Origin of the sequence: Coleofasciculus sp. D1-CHI-01 (assembly GCF_040218875.1) — a bacterium.
Taxonomy (GTDB): Bacteria; Cyanobacteriota; Cyanobacteriia; order Cyanobacteriales; family Coleofasciculaceae; genus Coleofasciculus.
The window spans coordinates 22526-29363 of the sequence record NZ_JAVJQP010000182.1; the positions used below are offsets into that span (position 1 = coordinate 22526).

7 protein-coding genes and 1 tRNA gene are annotated in these 6838 nt (G+C 46.7%); 2 read left to right on the forward strand and 6 right to left on the reverse strand.

Translation table 11 applies throughout. The annotated features are described in order from the left end of the window. The first annotated feature begins 73 nt into the window (after window positions 1-73). Entirely contained in the window at window positions 74-544 is a 471-nt protein-coding gene (locus tag RIB93_RS30800; RefSeq protein WP_446378830.1) for a GNAT family N-acetyltransferase, read from the forward strand. Here the strand turns inward: RIB93_RS30800 and RIB93_RS30805 are convergent. The 6 genes from RIB93_RS30805 to RIB93_RS30830 all read right to left on the reverse strand — a co-directional run bounded on the left by RIB93_RS30805 (window position 489) and on the right by RIB93_RS30830 (window position 5215). Next, on the reverse strand, window positions 489-1481 hold the full coding sequence (locus tag RIB93_RS30805) for a sensor histidine kinase (protein WP_446378832.1): 993 nt from the start codon (window positions 1479-1481) through the stop codon (window positions 489-491). The genes RIB93_RS30800 and RIB93_RS30805 overlap by 56 nt on opposite strands. Before the next feature lie 143 nt (window positions 1482-1624). Then, window positions 1625-2242: an L-threonylcarbamoyladenylate synthase gene (locus RIB93_RS30810; RefSeq protein WP_446378834.1), complete on the reverse strand. Its 618-nt coding sequence runs from the start codon at window positions 2240-2242 to the stop codon at window positions 1625-1627. Window positions 2243-2340: 98 nt separating this feature from the next. Then, window positions 2341-3270: a peptide chain release factor N(5)-glutamine methyltransferase gene (gene prmC / locus RIB93_RS30815; protein ID WP_446378836.1), complete on the reverse strand. Its 930-nt coding sequence runs from the start codon at window positions 3268-3270 to the stop codon at window positions 2341-2343. A gap of 37 nt (window positions 3271-3307) precedes the next feature. Beyond that, a complete protein-coding gene (locus RIB93_RS30820) occupies window positions 3308-4042 on the reverse strand; it encodes a Tic22 family protein (RefSeq protein WP_446378838.1) in 735 nt (244 codons plus the stop codon). A 503-nt stretch (window positions 4043-4545) separates the two neighbouring features. Further along, window positions 4546-4619 (reverse strand) — tRNA-Pro (locus tag RIB93_RS30825). A gap of 59 nt (window positions 4620-4678) precedes the next feature. Continuing rightward, a complete protein-coding gene (locus RIB93_RS30830; protein WP_006103871.1) occupies window positions 4679-5215 on the reverse strand; it encodes a GNAT family N-acetyltransferase in 537 nt (178 codons plus the stop codon). A 565-nt stretch (window positions 5216-5780) separates the two neighbouring features. Here RIB93_RS30830 and RIB93_RS30835 point away from each other — a divergent pair. Beyond that, window positions 5781-6506 (forward strand): hypothetical protein, encoded by a 726-nt coding sequence (locus RIB93_RS30835; protein WP_006103833.1) that lies wholly within the window; start codon window positions 5781-5783, stop codon window positions 6504-6506. Window positions 6507-6838: the final 332 nt, after the last annotated feature.

The following is a 6838-nucleotide window of genomic DNA, read 5'->3' on the forward strand; positions in this document are numbered from 1 at the left end:
CAACTGAAAAGATCGAGACATTTGCATCACGAGTGAGATAACCTGTGACCACCAAAAAGGAGTTTAGGTAAACATGGATTGCCGTACTATTCAATTTTGCGATCGCGCCGCTCAAATCGATTATGTCCAACTCCAGGCTCTGTTTCGCCTCAGTGCTTTCTGGGCAAAGGATCGCAGCATTGAAGACTGGAAAATCGCGATCGCGAATAGTGAACCTGTAATTACCGTATGGGATGACCAACGCCTGATTGGATTTGCTCGCGCCACCTCCGATGGCATTTACCGCGCCACGATTTGGGATGTGGTCATTCACCCCGACTATCGCGGCGTTGGCTTGGGACGCAAGCTCGTCGAAACCGTCCTCAGTCACCCCAAACTGTGTCGGGTTGAGCGAGTTTATTTAATGACCACTCATCAACAAAGCTTCTACGAACGCATTGGTTTTGAATGTAACTCGACAACCACAATGGTGCTACACAATCAACCGCTCATGACTGCTCTGCCAACACCCGTTCGATCATCTCCGGAGTTGCTAGAGGCATAGAACATTGTAATCGGATACAAGTGTCTGTAACTGAATCGTCGCTTGGTTCTTTCCCAGGAATAGGTAATAGTTCCAAGCGTCCCTTCATCATCTCCACCAAGGTTTGCACCATCAACCAATTCATACCGGGTGAGGTTGTTGATGAGGTTGTTTCCTGTTCCTCTGAGTCATTAGTGTCGGAGAGTAAATCAACGGCTTCACTCCAAATCGAGTTGGGACATTCTACATCAATCCAGATATTCACCATCTGGGGGTTATCAGAATTGGCTGTAGAAACCTGAATCGTCCCTTCTTCCATTTGGGCAATAGTGCTGTCCACAATTCCCACTAACACCTGACGAAAACACCGGGGATCAGCTAATATTTCTATTTCTGGGTCAGGGGAAATCACTTTCAGCCGCAGATTACGATTCGCGGCTTGCATGTGGGTAAGGACTTCGAGTTCTTCAAAGCATTGGCTCAATTGCAGGGGACGAATCTCTAGACGATGAGTACCGTGTTCCGTTTTGGCGACAGCAATCACCTCATCTAAAACTTTTACCATCTTCTGCGCCGAGGTATGGGCTTGAGCCACGAATTCCTTAGCTTCTTCCGGTGAGTCACACAAATCGGACAAAATGAGCTGATGCATCCCCATCAAACTACTCAGGGGTGATCGCAGTTCGTGGGATGTCCGCGCCAAGAAGCCAGCTTTATACTGGCTGATTTGATGCGCCATTTGGTAAGCCAGTTGGGTTTGCTCGAGTTCCTGCTTCAGAGGCTGTAGTTCATCCTCTTTCACGGGTTCTGCCTTAACTGGCTGGGATTCCTCGGGTTTTGAGATTTGCGGTTCTGGTATCGTTGAACCTTCTGGCTGTTTGCTGGAACGAGTAGCGCGGCTGACAACAAGTCCCATGACAATACCGACTACCAGATAGATCAGCTCCATGTTGCCCATATTTTTTCAAACTTTTCAACGTAATTCGCGGGAGTCCCCATCCACAATCTTTTATTTGGTTGGGGTAGTAGACTAATGAATTGTATTTTTAGTCTTGCCATACCCGCCTTCAGCTCAAGCATAGCCCGTTTGCCCCATTGTCATCACCCCTTAAACAGGGAACAGTCGAATGAGACAGCGCCTTGACGCAAAATTTGCCATCCGTCTCCTGTCCATTTCACCACCGTAGAGGGTGCGCCTTTGCTATAGGGGTGACGCTCCTCTAATTCTTTGGATTCGGTAGGATGAAGCGTCAGCACCTCCGGAAACTCTGCTTCAATTTCTGGCATTGTATGTAAGGGAGGTTTCCCAGAGACGTTGGCGCTCGTCGTAGCTAAAGGACCCGTCTGGGACAAAATTGCGATCGCGACTCTAGAGTCGGGAACCCGCAAGCCAATTGTGGTCGGATCTGTGGGGTTCATCGCCGCCGGAACTTTATCCGAAGCCGGTAACACTAAGGTTAATGCTCCGGGCCAATAGTGCTTTGCCACTTGCTGCCAAGTCTCTAATTCGGCGTCTGTCCCCTTGACATAAGACCAAAGTGATGATTGGAATGAACCCATTAAAATTAAGGGTTTGTTATTGCTTCGCTGTTTCAGGTTAAATATCAATTCTGCATAATCCGGTCGTACAGCGAGAGCGGGTATCGTGTCGGTGGGAAAACTTACGATCTGACCAGAATTAGCGCCAGCCACTAGGGCAGACATGAAGACATGAGTCATATTGAGGTTATATAATACTCCAAGAGTTTCAGGGAAATATTTAATATTTTACGGGATCTGATATCATTCGTCTGACTTAATTAATTATGACTTATTAATTAGTCCTGTCGATAAGCCAAAGCAAAACGGTCAATTCCGGCTAAATCGGGGATAATTTGAATCTGATCATAACGTCCCTGTTGATGCAACAACTGAGCAACAGTATCACCTTGTCCTGCCATCATTTCTATTATCCAAACGCCCCCAGGACGCAGGTAATCGGGAGCAGTCCTAATCAGGTGGCGAATGCAGTCTAAACCATCAATTCCCCCGTCCAGTGCCATAAGCGGTTCGTGATCTCGGACTTCTGGCTGTAACTGTTGTAGCTCATCTCTAGGAATATAGGGAGGATTGGATACTATACCACTCAATTGACCTTTGAGTGATGCCAAGGGGGACAACCACGACCCTTGATAAAATTGGATTCTTGACTCAAATCCTAGCTGTTGAGCATTCAGTTGGGCAATAGCGAGGGCATCATGACTGTAATCAACGGCGTGAATTGTCGCACTCCGAAACGCCTCAGCTAATCCTAACGCGATCGCACCACTCCCTGTCCCTAAATCTGCCCACTGTCCAGCATCGAGTTGGGGTGTTGCACTTTGTCCCGTCGCACTAACTGCCAAATCGATTAAATACTCCGTTTCCGGTCGAGGAATCAGAACCGCAGGCGACACCTTCAGCGAAAAACGCCGCCAAGGAGTGATCCCCACTAAATACTGTACAGGCAAGCGATCACAAAGACGCCGCTGCCAGAGTTGAGTAAGAACTGACAGCGGGTAACGTAATTCGATGTGCGATCGCGCCTTAAACGACTCTAGGCGCAGCGATAGAGGGTCAAGTCCTGCGACCTCTTGAAGCAACCAATCTACTTCAGCGACAGGGATATCAGCCTCTACAGCCGACCGACGGGCGTCTAGTCGCCACAGCCAGAGGTCTTGACCCGATACTGCCAATGTCCTAGAGGATGGCTCTGGCGTTGTAGCCATGAGTAATTAACCTGATTCCCTTTAGCCTAATTTAGATCTATTGAGAAGAGGATTGACGCAAAAATTGTAAAGATTCTTGCGAAGGAATGAGTAGAATTTGCTCAAGTTGAGGGTTATCCTGAGTCTGCAATGTATTAATAATACCCTCTAGCGGCACAACCTGGATCTGAACACTCGAAGCCAGGTTAGGCTGTTGTTCCTTAAAGCGGTTGACCAAATTCTGTAACTGCTCTTTGTCAAAGAAAAAGGGAATGACTTGCTGACCCTCTTGTTGAATCGTTAAATACCCTCCTTGTTGACCTCCTTTTGCCACAAACAGAGGGACACCCCGAAATTCTTGCCCTTGACCCAGAAGCTGTTGGGCGGACTGTACTTGCTGCTGCACTGGAATATAGGCAAAATCTAGACCATTCGGTTGGTTTTGACTCTGTTGATCAAGTTGGTAGACTTCTGCTAATGATACAGGCACGACCCGGACTTGGTTACCCAACTCAGGCTTTTCCTGCTTCAATCGTTCCACAAAGGCTTCTGCATCCCTCTGGCTAATAAAGACGCCTGCAACTGCTTCATTCTGATTGTTCTGATTAGGAATAGAGGCGACTAAGGGTGAGCCTTCTCCATCAGTAACCGTAAATACAGGTACGGTTTGTAACTTTTCCATCACCTGCTGTTCTGTCAAAGCCAGCGCCCGCAGATTTCCACCAAAAAAGGAGCCTAGGAGAGTAGTCCCCACTAAGCCTAATGTTGCACTCCAGCGAACTAATGATTTCATACAATTGCCTCTTGAATTCTCGCGTACTACCTCATTAAAACTAGGATACCGCTCTCACTTGATCATGACATCTTTCTCGTGAATTGAAGAAATCGCTTGAAATCGTAAGATGGAGTCTATCCATCTTGAGCTAGGCTGTTTTCCTGGCACTATCGATAGTTACGATTGACGTTTAGCTGTCACGAGTGACGAGAGTTGAGTCAGGTAAACCTGAACTTTCCCAGTCCTGTCTGAGTTAAGAAAACTGACTGGGTTCAATTCCCTAGAGTTCCGCTTGTTGAAGATTTGGGTTAATGTTAAGCTGTTAAGTTAACAAAAAATGGCGGGTTTAAAATCCTCTTCCCCAAAAGATATAGATACCATTAAAAGCATCAACTGTGAACAGGGGGCGTTTCCTCACACAACGAAAGTCTATAGACTTCCACGCCAGTCCCTTTGTTTTAATTTGTTCTAATTTAATTTGTTCTAATTTAATTTGTACTAATTTAATTTGTTCTAAAAAATCGGGATGACAGGATTTGAACCTGCGACATCCTGCTCCCAAAGCAGGCGCGCTACCAAGCTGCGCTACATCCCGATGCATATCTTGATAATATACCTTCGCGTCCAATTTGCCCAGTCTCAATCGCACAAAAATTAGTCGGGATACCAGAACATGCCTTTGATGCCTTCGGGATCAGCCATAAATCCCATTTGCCGATAAAAATTGACCACTTGGGGATCGGCAAAGAGAGTGATATTGCTGATATCTTCACTGCGAAGTTTCTTAATGGTGTACTTCATCAACGCCTTACCCAGCCCCTTTCCTTGGAATTGGGGGTGAACCACCACATCCCAAATTGTGGCATTAAAGGCATGGTCAGACGTAGCCCGGGCAAAACCAATCAGACGCCTCGTGTTCCCTCGCTGTTGCCACATGGACACGACGAGGAAACTATATTGAATCGCTTTACGAACTTTCCGCATCGGTCGTCTTGACCAACCCACGGCGTCGCAAAGCTCCTCTAATTCATACAAATCAAATTCTCGATCCGTACTAAATAGGATACGCCCATTATCAGCGCGATCGCCAGACGCAGGAGACTCGCTGAAATTTGAAATGGTATCCCCTTCAAATTTTGTCGATGTCGAAGCAGTGTCAGCACTGCCAAAAAAGCTCTTCCAAAAACCCATGCCGATGTGGCTATAGCATTTTATACTGGTTATCCGTTACACAAGACCTAGCCCAAGCTAATTAAGGCTAGACGTATCTAACGGGTTAGCTTGACGATTATTCAAAACTTTGACGTTTTGAACGGTAGCACTCAGGCTAATGACAAAGGCTTTCAGAAGCCCCACACTGCACTCCATCAAGTCAGTGTGTGGAGTTGTCTCTGATCATGCATAACTTTCGGAGTGACCCCCGGTAGGACAACTTTCACCTGACATGCTTATCGTACCACAATTGGCGCAATACGCTCCGATAACCATTATGACCAAAGCTTGCTCTTGCAGCCAAGTAACAACGTCTTATGTAAACACCCAATTTGACCCTATCCCTACGCTAATCACCTACACTTAAAGTTTGGCTGTCAGTGGCAAATCGTGACTCAGGGCAAGATCTTCTTCAGCTAGACTGAGGCTATTGTGCCGAATTTGTGAGAGATTAACCAGATACGGCAGGTTTTTGCCTTGATGCTGAGCTTGCTGGTCTATCCTAAAAGCTTTTAACCAAAGCGAACGCCTTCTCCCCCTACTTATGGCTGCGGGTCTGAAATCATCAACACTAGAACTGCTGAAGCGCTTCAACCGGGCGTTTCCAGAATTTTATGAGCAGTTTGTCAGTAGTGAGATCCAATTGCAAAACCTGAGACTGGCTTATAAACTCTACAAAACTCGGCGTGTCGTTATTGAGATCAAACCCGAAGGCTCGAAAAGCGCTCTACATTTTGCCTACCGTAACCAGTCGTTTCTCCTCAGCGATATTTTCGGGGTTTTAGCGGCTTATGGACTGACGATTCACAGCCTGAGTCTTCATGGTCAAATCAATCCCCCCATGTTGGTGTTCATCAAGCTAGTCGTATCCCGTGGTAGCAAAGCCCTAACCCCAAAAACAGCCGATAATGTCTGCCGTGCCATTCGGGAGGCGTTGGCGGGACGTTTTGAAGTCGAAGAAATGCTGGCGGTGGAATTTAATCTGGATGCTGGCTTAGAACAAGTCGAAACTGAGTTCTATGTCGATCCAGTATTTCATCTACCCGCCCTGTTAATTGAAGCTGATAACCAGCCGGGATTATTTTATAAGGTAATGTACGCCGTCTGGCAAGAAGACTTACTCGTTGTCAACGCTAACTTACTCGTCTGGCGTGGACGTACCCGCCTTATTCTCTACTTGCTCGGTCCCAATGAAAACTTGATTCCCGAATATTTAGGTCAGAAAATTGCCGAAAGTGTTCGACAGCGATTACTAGGGCGTCGGTTTTGACCCTGAGCGAAGCCGAAGGGAACCTGGTTTGTAAGTAGGTGGATACAATAAAAGAAGAGCGGTAGAGACCGTCATTCGTCATTCGTCATTCGTCATTTGTGATTTGTCAGGGAACAGGAAACAGGGAACAGCTAGGGAGAGTTTTGACTCACCGTTCGCTCATTTTGGTAACTCAGTCGCCAAATGAGCAGCCACACTGTAGTCTGAGTGTGCAATTGCAAGATTAAACACACTACTAGGAGGCAATGAATGAAACCAACCATCTCAGAACGAGTTGACGATCTTCCTTTGATCATCTATTGGCTGGAGCAGATGGGCATTGAAGGATTGAT

Bases quoted from the DNA above. Each gene is read 5' to 3' on its own strand.
- RIB93_RS30810 (WP_446378834.1), bottom strand. From the start codon at position 2,242: ATGACTCATGTCTTCATGTCTGCCCTAGTGGCTGGCGCTAATTCTGGT.
- RIB93_RS30835 (WP_006103833.1), top strand. From the start codon at position 5,781: ATGGCTGCGGGTCTGAAATCATCAACACTAGAACTGCTGAAGCGCTTC.
- RIB93_RS30800 (WP_446378830.1), top strand. From the start codon at position 74: ATGGATTGCCGTACTATTCAATTTTGCGATCGCGCCGCTCAAATCGAT.
- RIB93_RS30820 (WP_446378838.1), bottom strand. From the start codon at position 4,042: ATGAAATCATTAGTTCGCTGGAGTGCAACATTAGGCTTAGTGGGGACT.
- RIB93_RS30830 (WP_006103871.1), bottom strand. From the start codon at position 5,215: ATGGGTTTTTGGAAGAGCTTTTTTGGCAGTGCTGACACTGCTTCGACA.
- prmC (WP_446378836.1), bottom strand. From the start codon at position 3,270: ATGGCTACAACGCCAGAGCCATCCTCTAGGACATTGGCAGTATCGGGT.
- RIB93_RS30805 (WP_446378832.1), bottom strand. From the start codon at position 1,481: ATGGGCAACATGGAGCTGATCTATCTGGTAGTCGGTATTGTCATGGGA.